We start from the raw sequence: 15439 nt of genomic DNA, 5'->3' as shown, positions 1-15439 counted from the left end.
ACTTTTATGAATTTATCAGGTATTTATATATTAGTTTACATAATATAATTATGGTATCTATAAAAAGGAACAAAAACGATAAAGCAGAAATATGGATAGGTTGCATAGGTTTAAGTTATGACCACTATCTGAAATTATACGGAAAATATGAAGATTCTCAAAAAAACGAGGCTCATATTTCCGTTTTAAGATACCTATTTTATTTTACTAGAACAATAGGTATCAAAAGGATTTAAGTGCACACAAGGTATCATATAATTGATTTAAGAGGATTGACGCTATAGTTGCAGTTATTGGAAGGAGAAAATTCTCAAATAGAACAATTAGGAACAAAACTATGCACAAAATTATTTTCAGTAGGAAAATTAAATGTCATCGTGAACCAGCATGATATTTCGAAATAATTAACACCAATATAGTGTGATATTCATTAAAATCGACAGAGCGTTCTCAAAGATGAATCAAAAACGGCTTCCATATTCTTATTTTAAGGTGCTTATAATTTAAAACTAGAGTAATAGGTACCTTAGAACCTAAATGATCTGTATTACTCCAATAAGATCGTTTAATGAGATTCTATGTTTTTTAATGATATTCCGTCACAATATAACAAAATATTCCGAATGTAACAAAGGACCTGTTTTGATACATTCGAAATCCCTTTAAATCAACGTTTATAAGCCTTATGAAAATCAAAAAACTTGGCTTTTTTTTGCGTCTTAACGTACAATATAAAGAGGGAAAAGGGGAGATGAATGACAGATGCAAAGGACCTCACAACGAATAAAAAATGTCCAGCCGATACGCCGGCTAGATCATATAGATAAGATGAAAAAGTCTCTATTAAAATATTGCAGCTACCGTGATTACATGATGTTCTCTATTGGAATCAACATCGGTCTACGGATTGGTGATCTCTTAAAATTACGCGTCCGGGATATATTGGAAGGGACGCATATTGTCATTGTTGAGCAAAAAACTGAAAAAATTAAACGTTTCATAGTCAACCCACAACTTCGTAAAGAAGTAAGAAAGTATGTAAAAAAAATGAAATTAAAAAATGATGACTATTTATTTCCTAGTCGCAAAGGCAATGGTCCCATAAGCAGGGTTCAAGCCTATCGTGTTTTGAATAAGGCCGCTGAAATGGCTGACATTCCAGACGTGGGGACACATACACTCCGAAAAACTTTCGGTTATCTCCATTATCAGAAGTTTAAGGATATAGCTTTGCTCCAACAAATCCTTAATCACTCTAATCCGAAAGACACCATGATATACATAGGACTCACTCAAGATTTGATGGATGAAACATTGATGGATTTTTATTTTTGAAAAAAGGGACCAGAAATGGTCTTTTTTTATATTGCCCATAATAGCATTATGTAAACAAGGTAAAATAGTGATAGAAAAATAAATAAATAGCAGTGATTCGTTACTAATTCGAAAGAGTAAAAACTTCTTAGCCTCTCACTATAGAAACTATCCAATTTAAAACTTATTTTATTCATATTAATTAGAAATCTTCCCAAACCGCCAAGTAAACGACAGTTTGGGACAGTGGTTCCCTTACTTATTAATATAAATAGAACGAACAATGGTGCGATTCACCATTTGACCAGTCATATTTTTTTCTTTTACATCGATCGTTAGATTATAGGTCCCCGATTTTGGGACGGCCGGAAGATTACCAAAGTAGGTACCTGAATTCACTTTATTAAGAGAACCCTTATTTTTAATTTCAACACCTTCTTCGTCTGTTAGGTGAACATCAAATGTTAATGGGTTGGTTAAGAGGTTGGTTTTGACAGGAGATTTAAGTACAAACTGTGCATCATTCTGCTTTACTTTCCCTGGCATTTCAAGAACAAGCGGCTCCTTGTCATCCACTTTTGCGGTAAGTAAATACGCATCTTGCTGGGCCTTTGTCTTCATTCTAATAATCCATTTTCCAGGTTCCATATTCGTTTGTTTTAAAGTGTGAATATAGGCACCTGCAAGAAAAGACATTTCTTCTTTAGAAGCCTGTGAAACTTGGAAGGTTGGATAAACCACTCCTGATGGAGAGATTAGTTCTATATCAACATCTGCAGTTGCCGTATAAATGGTTACTTCACCATCTTTAGTTGATTCATTCAAAGGGATAGGCTGTTCTATCCAATTATTTGATTGTAAAGGACCACCGTGGATAATTTGATTGTGTGTAGTCGAAATAATTTCTTCTTTGGCAGGCTGTTCACTTAAACTAGCAATCCCTGCAGTCGAGGAACTGCGTAGATAGGGTTCAATTCTTGAGAAAACAGCGGATCCTGTACGGATATTGTCATGATCATATTTGCTATCAGTAAAGAGATGGGTACCATAGGGTAATTTTGAACTCCACTCATTGACGAGCCCATCATTACTGCCATAGGATGATAAATACAGCCCTCCAATTGATAATGCAGACAGTGCTGGCCCCTGATTGGTACCGGTAAGCGTGTAGTATTTATTTTTCCTTGAATTTGCATGGTTATCGATGACAGAGCGAAATTCAGCCATCTGTCCAATTTGTAACGAAGCCGTTCCTTCATCATTTGCTCCAAGAAGAGAAGCTAGCCATCCCGCATACCAGCTGTTAGCCAAATCGGCTAAGTTGGAACCGTGGTGAGGGGAGGCAAGGGTTATAACTCGACCCACATATGGATGTGCTCCATATGTGACTAGTGCAGCTTGTGTATCTGGTCCCCCTTTACTATGAGCGATAATATTCACTTTTTTTCCACCAAAGTGTGCACTGATTTGACCAAGCTTAGTAGCTAATAGCCTCCCATTCTTATATTGACTGGAAGATCCATTTCCTGCTGCATCATAAAGCTGAACAAAAACCGTTTGATACCCCGCTTCGTATGCTTTTGTATACATATCATTGATTCCATGATATTCCGTTTCACCGTACCAACTGGTTGAAGATCCGTTCTTCCCTTGAACAAAAACGATGGGCGGCTTACTTGAGTTATAATTAGGAGGGGTGCTGCCTAGAAACCAATCACCAGGTGTAAAACTTTCACTGGGGGGCTTTAGCTTACCATAGGGCTCGATTTCTGCAGCTGAAGTTTTAGATGGACAATTCATAAACAAAAATAATGAAAATAGAAAAGTAACAAGAATGATTTGATACCATATTCTTTTCATACACATTCCTCCTTGTGCTTTATAATTTCCAAAACCAACCTTGACTCTTAAGTTTAAATTCAGGCGTCGCCTATGTTATTCCTTCAATTTTTAATAAAATGAGTGAATAAGTCTAGCTCATACCATCGAAGAATGAAGATAAACAGGATAAAGTAACTGATATGAGTGAAAAAAATGGTCCAAGAGGTATATAGGGGTTTTCTCCGTGATAAAATGTTGTTCGCGATGGGAGCAAATGTTTAGTTTACATAATATAGTTATGATAGATTAATTAAGAAGCAAAACAAAAAGATCAAGGAATTAATCTATTCCTTGGTCTTTTTGTTCTACTTAAGTCGAAATGAAGATTTACATTATTGCACCCTTTACGTCATAGTTTTCTAAATCAATGTCTAATTCCCTGTCAAGAGCAAGGTTCGCCAGTTGAGATCCAATATAAGGTCCCATTGTTAAACCAGAAGCACCAAGTCCATTGGCTACGATGATGCCATCCCAATCAGGAAGGGGGCCAATGACCGGAAGGAAGCCAGGGGTAAAGGGACGGAAGCCGACTCTTGCTTCAGTAAATGTACTCTCGGCTAAACCTGGCGCAGTATGTAAAGCTTTATCAAAAACCTCCTGCATACCTCCTGCCGTCATTCGGTAATCAAATTCCTCCATATTTTCATGAGTGGCTCCTGCTACAATTTTATTTTCATTGAAAGCTAATATGTATTGATCGCTAGGGGGCATTACGACAGGCCAGTTATTTGTGTTGCTATTTGGTAATGCTAGATGGATAATCTGCGCCTTTTGGAAGCTAACTTGAAAGTTTACTCCTAATGGTTCAAGTAAATGAGACGCCCATGCACCTGCACAGACAATTACTTTATCCGCAACCATGCTATTGCCTTCAACCATTACACCAGTTACAGAATTTTCTTCGAAGTTCAGTGAAGCATCACCATGAATCAATGTCGCTCCATTTTTTTGTGCCGCACGCAATAGACTATCTCGTAACGCGCGACCATCAACCCGTGCCGCACCACTTATATGAACCGCAGCATACTCATCCGAAAGTGGCGGGAAGAGAGCACGTGTTTCTTCCACACTGAGCATGGTGATATCACCAATTTCAGGAGCCTCTTCCTTACGCTTTGTCGCTCTTTTTTGCATGCCAATCAGTTTTTCTTCATCAGTATGTAAGCTGATGGCCCCTACTTTAGCGTAGCCTGTCTCTGTTTCCCCATCATTTTCAAGCTCTTTAATTAAACTTGGATAAAAGCGGGCCCCATTTTTAGCAAGATGGTACCATGCTTTATTACGTCTCTGCGATATCCAAGGACAAACGATACCTGCCGCAGCAGCGGTGGCTTGCCCATTATCTTGACGATCTATAATGACTACTTCAGCGCCTTTTTTCACAAGCTGGTAGGCAGTGGATGCGCCTAAAATCCCTGCACCTATTATAATGATTTTTTGCATATAAACATCCCATTTCTTTCATATGTGTAAACGTTCTTCTATAACTATAACGAAGACACTATCCGATTGCTACATCTTGAATGGTATTTGATTATTCACACAGTTATTTTATCTCTGTAAGTTATGCTATGATTAAGAGGAAAAGGCTTGAAAAGATATTAGGAGGACGAATACCGATGTTAAGAAAACAAATGGAAACATACATATCGAAGACTTTGAATGGAGATACGATTGAGTTATATACAGAAGAAAAGGCGTATGTAAAAAAGCATCAGTTGCTCGCTGATGATATAACTATAGAAGAAATCGAAAACACTACCCGCTTTACTGATGCTTATATCGAACTCAGTGATAAAGAAACCGAAGAATTGATTAAAGAAGAAACCGCTGCATTTCTAACACAGCCGCTTGAATACTTAAAAACGAATAAAAATGAATTCCTTTACTTTGAATCATCTTGGTTTGATTTAATTGGAGTTGAGGCGCTTTCTTTGGAAGTAGATGATGTATTCGGCACTTATAACGCCATGTTCGGGTTGAAATTCCAGAAAAAAATGGGAGACGCACTTAAAGCATATTTCAATCAAGAACTTCAAGGAGATATGGGAACATTCAGCATGATATTTAACCAAGGTGACGGGCTATGGGACGTTAATTTTGCCTTGAATGCTGTACAAGGATTTAAGGAAGAGATGACGTTAGGTGAAGCGTTCCAACTAATTTACCATTTTCTTTTTAACCTCAATGAAGCAATCGAAGAAGAACAATAAAATAGATGAATGACCCCCATCATTGTTTGATGGGGGTCTTCATGTGCATCCTTTTATTTTTATTGTCATAACCAAATTAAAGGAACTATTGAAAAAGTGCCGAATTAGTAAATAACATTGAATTCTTATTTAGTTCTCTTTTTATTTAATATAAAAAATCCAGAATTAGAAGGAGAGTAATTATATTTGCTGAATGAATTGGGAGTTACACAAGTGACGATTCCATTGCCTTTTAGGTTAGATCACGTGCATTGTTTTTTAGCCGAAGGAGCGAATGGGTGGACAATTATCGATGCAGGATTAAACAACCAAACAGCACGTGATATATGGAAACCGATAATCGAAAAACATGAAATAGGGGATATTATCCTTACTCATTATCATCCCGACCACTTTGGGTATGCAGGTCATTTACAACGGTTAACGGGTGCTGATGTGTGGATGACGGAAGTGGATGAAAAAGCAGGCACTACCTATTGGGAACCTGAAACACTCGATTTCCTGAAATCTAATTATGAATCATGCGGTATGGAAGAGGATTTAGCCCAAGCCTTATCTAGTGATGAAAGCAGCTTTATTCCAAAGGTAAAGCCCTATCCCACGGTTAACCATCATCTTGAGGAAGGAATGAAGATTTTATTTGGCAAGCTAGAGTATGAGGTGATTTTTACACCAGGACATTCAGACGGGTTAATTACTTTATACAATAAGGAAAACAGCATTCTTTTTTCTACTGACCATATATTGCCGAGAATCTCTCCAAACATATCTTATTGGTTTCAAGGAATCAGCAATCCGTTGGAGGCTTTTTTTACTTCCTTAAAGAAAATTCAGAAGTTACATGTAGACTATGTGATTCCTTCACATGGAAAGCCCTTCAAAGACGCAAATAAAAGAATTACGGAATTATTAGATCACCACCAAGAACGGTTACATGTAGCCTATGAAAATATGAAAGAACCGACCACTATACAAGCTGCTTGTAAGATTCTGTTCAAACACCTATCGACTCACGAATCTCGGTTTGCAATTGGGGAGACATTGGCTCACCTAGAGTATCTCCATTCCAAAGGAAAATGCCGAAAATATAAAAGAGATGGGATTTGGTATTACCAATCGATTTAATGATTAAGCTCATTTTATGAGCTTTTTTATCGTTTTGACCCAATATATTCAATATTAAAAAACTGCCAACATTGTTCTATCCCATTGTAATCTTACAATTGAAGTTGAGATTTACCATTATTCTTTTTTTGTTTCGAAGTTTATACTAATAATCAAGTGAAAGGAAGAGGGTACTCCGTGGACAAAGTATTATTTTGGGATAAAGCAAAGAAAGAACATTTCGTTAAAGAGCTTACTAATCAAATGAAAATTAAAAACCGGCTTTTAGGATTAATAATTTCGAATGTCGATAAAAAGACTAGTAGAGTGGAGAGCAATAATAAAGCTTTTAAATATGAACAACAAATAATCATGTTACAAAAGATGGCGGATCTTTGCAGAGGAATCAGAGGAAGAGAGGATATTAAACAACTTAATCTGCTGATCGATACGTATAATTCTTTAAGTTAGGAAAATAGGACAGCACTAAGAGATGGAGATTATTCATACTCATTAAAAATATGAATATATGGCGTTATTTACATGACGGGGTATCGTAATATGATGGAAAGTGTTATATAATTATATTATTCAGAAAATTTAAAGTTGATTCTCTGTCACTAATTAGTTGGGAGTTTTGAGAATGAAGAACAGGCATTTGAATACCGCAACAGGAGTTTATATGAATTATTTCTTGCTTGGTATGGTGAATATCATGCTGGCATCGAATATGTCTTATTTATCGGAGCAATGGGATACGGATAGTGCTGGTATTAGTTATATTATTGCTGCTATCGGAGTAGGGAAATTGCTTACATATGCCTATACTGGTTATTTATCAGATAAAATCGGGCGGAAACCGCTAGTCTATGCCTCTGCATTCGGTATGGGCATTTTTCTAATCGGGATTCCCCTGTCCCCGAGTTATCAATTGGCTTTTGTTTTTGCAATACTCGCAGGTGTTGCCAATTCATCGATGGATGCCGGTTCATATCCGGGTCTGATCGAGATTTTTCCTAATTCAGCTGGCTCTGCTAGTGTTTTAGTTAAAGCCTTTATGTCTGCAGGAGCATTCCTTCTTCCTTTCATGATTCTATTTATCTCAGATCATGATATGTTTTACGGATACGCCTTCTTTATACCTGCTGCTATTTATTTAATCAATATGCTATTTTTATTTACTGTATCTTTCCCGAGTAACCCAAAAGGTAATGCCAGCATTTCCGAGAATAATACAAAGAAGAGCAAGTTCAAAGGGAAACCGGTGTTGAGGAAAGAGGGATTTGCCCTTATTTTAATTGGGTTTACATCGACTGGCTTGTTCACCGTTTCCCAAATATGGCTTCCATCATATGGACAGGAAGCGGTAGGCATGAGTATGGCCAATTCAATAAAACTATTAAGTTATTATAGTTTGGGTGCTCTCATTTCCGTTTTGGTTCTATCTGTATTGCTAAAGAAATTTTTACAACCAATTACCGTCATCATGGTTTATCCGATTATTACCTTTATTTCTATTTTGACGATCCTTTTAGTTAAGATACCTATCATCGTGTCCATTACAGCCTTTTTTATTGGCCTTTCTACTGCAGGCGTTTTCCAATTAGCCATTACAATTATGACTGAATTCTTTTGGGAGAAAAAAGGGACCGTTACAGGATTTGTTGCAACCGCAGCTGGATTGGCATCAATTGTCATGCCGCTTATCACAGGGATGATGTCGAAAAGTGGGAATATATCTATCATATTCATTTTCGATGCTTTTCTCTCAATAATAGGTTTTATTTCTGCGGTGTATGTCTATTATCGCCATGGTCAGTTGGTAGACAAGAACAAGAAACCTGAAGAGGAAAAAGTGGATTTTCGTTTAAATGCCTAATTCTTGATATATATATGAAAAGGGTCTCTCGTCGGGAGGCCCTTTTCTTTTATGAAAATAAAGTGTAGGAGTAGACGTTATTGTGTGGCTATTTTTTCTTTTACTTCGTGCATGATATTTTCCAATGAAGTTACGATGCCTTTTTCATCTTTATAGCTAATATGCTTTGGTTGAAAATCGACAGGTGAATCTAAACCAGCAGCAGCCGATATACGAAAAAGACCTTTTCGTAAAGTGACAAGAAAGTTAACGACCCGGTACTTCTTTTCGTCAATGACCAGTGCCTTTTGCAAGTCTGGGTCAGTTGTCGCTACTCCGACTGGACATGCGTTGGATTGACATTTCATTGTCTGTATACAACCAATCGCTATCATGAATCCCCGGGCAATATTGACCAAATCAGCTCCCATGGCTAAAGCAATTGCTATCCGATCCGGGGTGAATAATTTTCCTGAGGCAATGATTTTAACCTGATTCCTTACTCCATATTTCTCAAGGGTTGATACAAGAATGGGTAACGCCGATTTAATAGGCAATCCTACGCTATCAATCAATTCCTGATATGAAGCTCCCGTACCGCCTTCCCCACCATCCAATGAAATGAAATCAGGCCCTTTTCCAGTATCTTTCATATATTTAGCCAATTCCTCGACACTATCATTTCCCCCGATGACCATCTTGATTCCTACTGGTATCCCTGTATGATTCCTGATTTTTTCAATGAATTCACATAAAGTACCTACATCACTAAATTGATGAAAACGATTCGGGCTATCTATCGATTTATAAGGCTCAACTTTTCGTATTTCGGCAATTTCAGGATTTACCTTTTCTGCATCGATATGTCCTCCGCGAGTTTTAGCTCCTTGAGCTAATTTTATTTCAAATGCCTTGATTTGTGGAATTTCGCTTTTCCTTTTCAGTTCATCCCAATCCATCTCACCAAACTTATCCCGTACGCCAAACATTGCGGGGCCGATTTGCATGATGATATCCACTCCACCTTCTAAATGATAAGGAGACAAACCACCTTCACCCGTGTTCATCCAAGTACCTTTAGCCATGCCTAACCCTTCAGACAAAGCTGTAATAGCATTCTTACCCAGAGATCCATAGCTCATCGCAGACATTCCGATAAGACCTTTTAATTTAAATGGGTATTTTACGTTTGGGCCTATAACTACCGTATCATTGTCGTGCAATAAAAAGGCAAGTGATTCTTCATCTTCCCATTTTTCCTCTCTTTGCGAAAAGAGAGGATCTTTTAGGAGGATATACCTTTTGGTTTTCACTTTTGTTTCCCTATCGTATTTCTCTTCTTCGGCTAGTTTTGGGAACATACTATTTCGAACAAAAAGACCTTCCTCATCAAAATCACGTTTTGAACCAAACCCTACCACATCTCTTAAATATTTAGAACCTTTAACCATATGCTCGTATTCATCACGGGAAAAAGGTTTCCCTTCATTATCACTGTTAAACCAATATTGCCGCATTTCTGGTCCGATTTTTTCCAAGAAATAGCGAACCCTTCCGAGTACGGGATAGTTTCTAAGTATTGCATGATGCTTCTGGTTTCGGTCAAAGAAAATCATGTAAATCAACATCAGGACAGCCATAATTATAATGATAAAGACAAGAGCGAATCCCAAGATAATCAAAAGATTGGCTATGACATCCATTTTACCCCTCCTATATGCAGAACTATATCGTTTAATCTACGCGGTCCTTCCTGCATTTATACAATTATCCAATGGGGGCACATGCGCTTCATTTTTTCCTCATGGTCCCCGTTTACTGCGTGATTCAATAGAAGAAGGAATAATCCGTCTATTAAGTTTATAATTAACTGTATATATAAACCGCTTAGGAAGGAGATGGAATTATGAAAATCGTTCTTGCACCAGATTCCTTTAAAGGAAGTTTGACTGCCCTTGAGGTGGCACAGGCAATGGAGCGTGGCGTTAAAAGGGTTTTGCCTGCGGCAGAAACAGTAGTAGTCCCCATGGCTGATGGCGGTGAGGGAACGATGGAAAGTCTAATAGCTGCGACACATGGTCAAAGAGTTGACGTACTAGTATATGGACCACTATTAAACAAAGTACAAGCTGCCTATGGGGTTTTAGGAGATGAAGAAACCTGTGTAGTCGAAATGGCTTCTGCATCCGGTTTATGTCTAGTTGAACCCAATAAGCTGAATCCTTTAATTGCGACGACTTATGGAACGGGTGAGCTTATTCATCAAGCGCTAAATGACGGGTATCGAAAATTCATATTAGCCATCGGTGGTAGCGCCACAAATGATGCTGGTGTCGGTATGCTCCAAGCGTTAGGTATGAAGGTTTTAGATAAAGAAGGGGTAGAAATCGGACCTGGAGGAGCGGAACTATCACGCATGACAGCAATTGAGATGCATGATTTCGATCCAAGAATAGCGGAATGTGAATTCATCATTGCTACAGATGTCCAAAATCCGTTGATTGGAGCCGATGGGGCAACTAAAGTATTCGGTCCGCAAAAAGGGGCAACCCCAGACATGGTTGAAATGCTGGAAGAGGCATTATCAACCTGGGCCGATCTGGTGGAACTCAAGACAGGTGTCCGATTACATCATAAAGCAGGGGCTGGTGCAGCGGGTGGAATTGGTGGTGCATTTCAAGCTTTCTTTCCTTCTAAAACGAGGAGAGGCGTCGATATCGTCATGGAATATTCAAGTCTTGTAGAAAAGTTAACGGATGCACAATGTGTTTTTACTGGAGAGGGACAAATCGATGTTCAAACGGCATCAGGGAAGACGCCAATGGGAGTGGCTGAAGAAGCGAAGAAACTAAGAATCCCTGTATTTGCCCTAGCTGGCTCAATAGGCAAAGGAGTTGATGCTTTATATCTACATGGATTTACAAGTGTGCATAGCCTTGTCAACGAACCTATGTCACTACAAGAAGCTATGGAACGTGGAGCAGAACTGTTAGAGATGCTGACTGAACAAGTTCTACGTACCTTTATTGCTTCTTCTGGACAGTAATTATTAACATGAGGGATTGAGAAAATAATAGTGGAAATTCCTTAAACACAGTGTACTTGCTGTGTTTTTTTTATCGTATGCCAGATAAGAACATATCCTTATAGAACATTCCTTTTCACATCCGGTGGATCTACAAAGTTCCTGAATCCTCGATGGGATGATTGTACATACTTAGTTGCATACGAATGTATTTGATTTGGAAGCACATTCTATACATAACTCGTTAAGAACACATAATGAATGAAGAGGTGAGTTGATGGAAGAACCAATTGTAACGGTTAGGAATGTATCAAAGATCTTCGGTAAGTCTCCAAAAACAGCCATCGATTTATTAGAGAAAGGGAAATCCAAAAAGGAAATTTTAAAAGAAACTGGTCAAACAGTTGGTGTCAATAAAGTGAACTTCGAAATCTATCCGGGTGAAATCTTCGTGATCATGGGGCTATCTGGAAGCGGGAAGTCCACCTTAATTCGAATGTTCAATCGTTTAATTTCACCTACTAGGGGAGAAATCCTCATCAATAATGAAGACATTGTTAAAATGAATGCTTCTCGATTAAGGGAAGTTAGACGAAAAAAAATTAGTATGGTGTTTCAAAACTTTGCATTATTCCCTCATAAAACGATCTTGGAAAACACCGAGTTTGGATTAGAAATACAAAAAGTGCCGATAGAAGAACGAGAAAAAAGGGCGATGCAATCCCTTGAGATTGTCGGGCTAAAAGGGTATGAAAATCAGGTACCCTCGCAATTGAGCGGTGGAATGCAGCAACGTGTCGGCTTAGCCCGGGCTCTTGCTAGCCATACTGATATCATCTTAATGGATGAAGCATTCAGTGCGCTTGACCCGCTAATTCGAAAAGATATGCAAGATGAATTACTTGAGATACAGGACCAATTTAAGAAAACCATCATTTTCATCACACATGATTTGGATGAAGCTTTACGGATTGGTGATAGAATCGCATTGATGAAAGATGGAAGCGTCATCCAGCTCGGGACGCCTGAACAGATCATGATGAACCCAGCAAATGAATATGTTGAGAAATTCGTTGAAGATGTAGATTTGTCGAAGGTATTAACCGCTTCCCATGTTATGAAAAGAGCAGAGAAAATCAGTGTGGACCGTGGTCCTAGGGTCGCATTGGAAATTATGCGGAAACAAGGATATTCAAGTATTTTTGTAGTTGATCGAAGGCTAAGGCTATTGGGTGCCATTACCGCAGAGCAGGCCCTAAAAGCTATAGACAGCCATCAACCCATATCAGAGGTCATGACAACTGATATACCGCTAGCAAAGGAAGACCAATTACTCATTGAAATCCTAGATGTGATGTCTACTTCTACACTTCCGATATCTGTAATCGATGAAGAGAAAAGATTGAAAGGAGTCATTATCCGTGGAGCCGTCATTGGTGCATTGGCTGGTAATAAAGATTCCTTGAACGAGATGGAAGTGAATACATGAATATCGCAAAAATTCCTTTAGGCACATGGGTTGATAAAATCGTTGATTGGATCACCATCACATTCGCTGGTTTATTCTCTTTTCTAACGCGATTGATCGAGGGAATTTTAAATATACTTGTGGATGCTTTGAGTATAGGGCCACCCCTGGTTTTAATTATATTTTTGACGCTTTTAGTTGCCTATACGAGTAAATGGAAGTTAGGGATTTTTACATTAGTAGCGCTCCTGTTAATCGATAATCTTGGTTATTGGGAAGCTAGTGTCCAAACTTTGGCCCTCGTTCTTTCATCGGCGATCTTGACAATTGCGATTGGCATTCCGATTGGGGTTTGGGCTGCCCAAAGTCCTACGGCGAGAAAAATCATCATTCCGACACTGGATTTCATGCAGACAATGCCAGCTTTCGTGTATCTGATTCCAGCCATTTTATTTTTTGGAATAGGCGTTGTTCCTGGTATTTTCGCTTCCATTATCTTTGCAGTTGCACCGACAATTCGCTTAACCAATCTTGGCATACAGGAAGTTCCCAAAGATTTAATTGAGGCTTCTGATGCATTCGGTTCAACAAATAATCAAAAATTATTCAAAGTTCAATTACCATTGGCTGCGCCAACCATTTTTGCCGGCATAAATCAAAGTATTATGTTAGCTCTCTCCATGGTTGTTATAGCTTCGTTGGTGGGAGCGCCAGGTCTAGGCGCAGAAGTTTATCGGGCTGTCTCTCAAATCAAAGTGGGACAAGGATTTGAAGCGGGTTTGTCTATTGTCATAATCGCCATTATCCTTGACAGAATCACACAAAACCTACGAAATCCTGCCTATACGAAATTTTTGAGTAAAAAAATAGTCTTCTCTGTTTTTGGCGTCTTGTTTCTAGGTGCCTGTATTTTTGCTTCTTTACAAGGAGAGAATCCTTCCGAAGAGAATTCAGGTAGTGTAGGCAGTCTGACGAATTATGAAATTATCGGCATTGACCCAGGAGCAGGAATCATGAAATCCACCAAAAAGGCTATGGAAGATTATAACCTGGATGATTGGACCCTTGTTGAAGGGTCATCCGCTGCCATGACCGCGGAATTGAAAAAGGCTTATGGCAATAAAGAGCCCATCATTGTAACTGGCTGGACACCGCACTGGATGTTTCAATCATTCGACTTAAAATATCTTGAAGACCCCAAAAACTCCTATGGTAAAGATGAAGACATTCATACCATTACTAGAAAAGGCCTTGAAAAGGATGCGAAAGGAGCCCATACCGTACTGGATCAATTCTTCTGGAAATCGAGTGATATGGAAGAAGTGATGGCAGATACAGCAACTGGAATGGAACCCGAAGAAGCTGCAGAAAAATGGATAGCGGCACATCCAAAACAAGTAGCAGAGTGGACAGACGGGGCACAAAAAGGAAATGGAGAAAGTATCAGTCTAGTTTACGTAGCATGGGAATCAGAAATCGCTAGCACCCATGTAATTGGAAAGGTTCTGGAACAACAAGGGTTCAAGGTTACTTTACAGCAAGTAGAGATAGGTCCTATGTTCGCAGGAATCGCAAATGGTAGCGCTGATGCTATGGTTGCCGCCTGGTTACCAACCACTTCAGCTGAATATTACGAAGAATACAAAGAAGATATTGTAGATCTTGGGCCAAACTTGAAAGGTACGAAACTCGGGTTAGTGGTACCAACCTATATGGATATCGATTCTATTGAAGAATTAAATGACTAAAGAAAAGGGATTCTCATTTTGGGGATCCCTTTTTGCATTAGACTATTTGAAGCAGAATGTAAGGTAACAAAACCAAAATGGTGAATATTGTTTATACTTTTGTGCAGAATAGGACATTTACTTAGGCAGTCTATAAAATTTTCCTATATTAACATAAAGAAAAGGGTATACTAGATAGATAAGAATATATATATTCTTAGTACCACATGTAAGAATGGTTTCATTTAGTCAGAACTTGATTCTTACATACAGACAGAAGGAGAATTGATACGTTTGAATAATAAAGAAGCAAAAGCAATCGAATTACCAGCAAATTATGAGGAATTAAAAAAATCGGCACACCGTACTGCGAACTGGAGAGAACGGTTAGATGCTATCGAAGAGTTAGGACAGCTGAAAAACCAACAAGTTATTGATATTCTAACACATATTATGAATAACGATGCTGTATATAAAGTACAAGAGGCAGCCTACCGTCAATTAAAAGGTTTAGGTGAAGATGTCCAGTTACCCGCAAAGAAAAAAGGTGAATTGTTTAAAGGGGTAACCAAAGTCTTGGTAAGAATTAAAAAGAGCTTACCTGAAGGCCATACGTATAACGAGTTCAAAGAGAAGTTCAAAAAGATGAGAATTGATATATATGATGCCTACGAAGGCGAAAAGGGAGCCGACTTCGATAAGTGGCTTCAGTCTACCTGGGAAGGGTTATCGAAAAAGTAATTCGATTTAGTTTCATAGTATAGGGAAAAGGAGCAATCATTTTGCTCCTTTTTCTTATGCATACATATTAGATTGAATATGCATCTCGTAACATATTCTAAATATTCA

12 protein-coding genes are annotated in these 15439 nt (G+C 38.4%); 9 read left to right on the top strand and 3 right to left on the bottom strand.

Features of this window, described 5'->3' with window-relative positions; genetic code table 11:
* Positions 1-762 precede the first annotated feature (762 nt).
* Positions 763-1335 (top strand): tyrosine-type recombinase/integrase, encoded by a 573-nt coding sequence (locus AC503W_RS09940; protein WP_402873024.1) that lies wholly within the window; start codon positions 763-765, stop codon positions 1333-1335.
* Positions 1336-1569: 234 nt separating this feature from the next.
* On the opposite strand, the gene AC503W_RS09935 is transcribed toward AC503W_RS09940, so the two are convergent.
* On the bottom strand, positions 1570-3174 hold the full coding sequence (locus AC503W_RS09935) for an esterase/lipase family protein (RefSeq protein WP_402959398.1): 1605 nt from the start codon (positions 3172-3174) through the stop codon (positions 1570-1572).
* A gap of 348 nt (positions 3175-3522) precedes the next feature.
* A complete protein-coding gene (locus AC503W_RS09930; protein ID WP_402959400.1) occupies positions 3523-4638 on the bottom strand; it encodes an NAD(P)/FAD-dependent oxidoreductase in 1116 nt (371 codons plus the stop codon).
* Between the two features lie 176 nt (positions 4639-4814).
* On the opposite strand from AC503W_RS09930, the gene AC503W_RS09925 reads away from it, so the two are divergent.
* The 4 genes from AC503W_RS09925 (at position 4815) to AC503W_RS09910 (ending at position 8391) form a co-directional block, all read left to right on the top strand.
* The gene (locus tag AC503W_RS09925; protein ID WP_402959402.1) at positions 4815-5408 is read left to right on the top strand and encodes a branched-chain amino acid aminotransferase; all 594 of its coding nucleotides are present in this window, start codon (positions 4815-4817) and stop codon (positions 5406-5408) included.
* Between the two features lie 186 nt (positions 5409-5594).
* The gene (locus AC503W_RS09920; RefSeq protein ID WP_402959404.1) at positions 5595-6533 is read left to right on the top strand and encodes an MBL fold metallo-hydrolase; all 939 of its coding nucleotides are present in this window, start codon (positions 5595-5597) and stop codon (positions 6531-6533) included.
* 177 nt (positions 6534-6710) lie between these two features.
* Positions 6711-6983 carry a hypothetical protein gene (locus AC503W_RS09915; protein WP_402873015.1) on the top strand — a complete coding sequence of 91 codons (273 nt, stop codon included), beginning with the start codon at positions 6711-6713 and terminating at the stop codon, positions 6981-6983.
* Positions 6984-7155: 172 nt separating this feature from the next.
* Positions 7156-8391: an MFS transporter gene (locus AC503W_RS09910; RefSeq protein ID WP_402959406.1), complete on the top strand. Its 1236-nt coding sequence runs from the start codon at positions 7156-7158 to the stop codon at positions 8389-8391.
* A 77-nt stretch (positions 8392-8468) separates the two neighbouring features.
* Here AC503W_RS09910 and AC503W_RS09905 read toward each other — a convergent pair whose 3' ends face one another.
* Positions 8469-10073, bottom strand: a complete 1605-nt coding sequence (locus AC503W_RS09905; RefSeq protein WP_402873010.1) for an FMN-binding glutamate synthase family protein — start codon at positions 10071-10073, stop codon at positions 8469-8471.
* A gap of 203 nt (positions 10074-10276) precedes the next feature.
* Here AC503W_RS09905 and AC503W_RS09900 point away from each other — a divergent pair, with 203 nt between their 5' ends.
* The 4 genes from AC503W_RS09900 to AC503W_RS09885 all read left to right on the top strand — a co-directional run bounded on the left by AC503W_RS09900 (position 10277) and on the right by AC503W_RS09885 (position 15331).
* Positions 10277-11416 (top strand): glycerate kinase, encoded by a 1140-nt coding sequence (locus AC503W_RS09900; RefSeq protein WP_494917139.1) that lies wholly within the window; start codon positions 10277-10279, stop codon positions 11414-11416.
* A 256-nt stretch (positions 11417-11672) separates the two neighbouring features.
* Complete coding sequence (locus AC503W_RS09895; protein WP_494917134.1) at positions 11673-12884, top strand: quaternary amine ABC transporter ATP-binding protein; 1212 nt, start codon at positions 11673-11675, stop codon at positions 12882-12884.
* Positions 12881-14611 carry a glycine betaine ABC transporter substrate-binding protein gene (locus AC503W_RS09890; RefSeq protein WP_494917128.1) on the top strand — a complete coding sequence of 577 codons (1731 nt, stop codon included), beginning with the start codon at positions 12881-12883 and terminating at the stop codon, positions 14609-14611. The genes AC503W_RS09895 and AC503W_RS09890 overlap by 4 nt, the downstream gene beginning before the upstream one ends.
* 273 nt (positions 14612-14884) lie before the next feature.
* Positions 14885-15331 carry a HEAT repeat domain-containing protein gene (locus AC503W_RS09885; protein ID WP_427591311.1) on the top strand — a complete coding sequence of 149 codons (447 nt, stop codon included), beginning with the start codon at positions 14885-14887 and terminating at the stop codon, positions 15329-15331.
* The last annotated feature ends 108 nt before the right edge of the window (positions 15332-15439 follow it).

Source organism: Peribacillus suis (genome assembly GCF_059384845.1).
Note: the sequence above shows the minus strand (reverse complement) of the source record. Positions and strands in the feature narration are given on the sequence as shown.

Bases quoted from the DNA above. Each gene is read 5' to 3' on its own strand.
- AC503W_RS09905 (WP_402873010.1), bottom strand. From the start codon at position 10,073: ATGGATGTCATAGCCAATCTTTTGATTATCTTGGGATTCGCTCTTGTC.
- AC503W_RS09935 (WP_402959398.1), bottom strand. From the start codon at position 3,174: ATGAAAAGAATATGGTATCAAATCATTCTTGTTACTTTTCTATTTTCA.
- AC503W_RS09895 (WP_494917134.1), top strand. From the start codon at position 11,673: ATGGAAGAACCAATTGTAACGGTTAGGAATGTATCAAAGATCTTCGGT.
- AC503W_RS09940 (WP_402873024.1), top strand. From the start codon at position 763: ATGCAAAGGACCTCACAACGAATAAAAAATGTCCAGCCGATACGCCGG.
- AC503W_RS09890 (WP_494917128.1), top strand. From the start codon at position 12,881: ATGAATATCGCAAAAATTCCTTTAGGCACATGGGTTGATAAAATCGTT.
- AC503W_RS09930 (WP_402959400.1), bottom strand. From the start codon at position 4,638: ATGCAAAAAATCATTATAATAGGTGCAGGGATTTTAGGCGCATCCACT.
- AC503W_RS09925 (WP_402959402.1), top strand. From the start codon at position 4,815: ATGTTAAGAAAACAAATGGAAACATACATATCGAAGACTTTGAATGGA.
- AC503W_RS09900 (WP_494917139.1), top strand. From the start codon at position 10,277: ATGAAAATCGTTCTTGCACCAGATTCCTTTAAAGGAAGTTTGACTGCC.
- AC503W_RS09910 (WP_402959406.1), top strand. From the start codon at position 7,156: ATGAAGAACAGGCATTTGAATACCGCAACAGGAGTTTATATGAATTAT.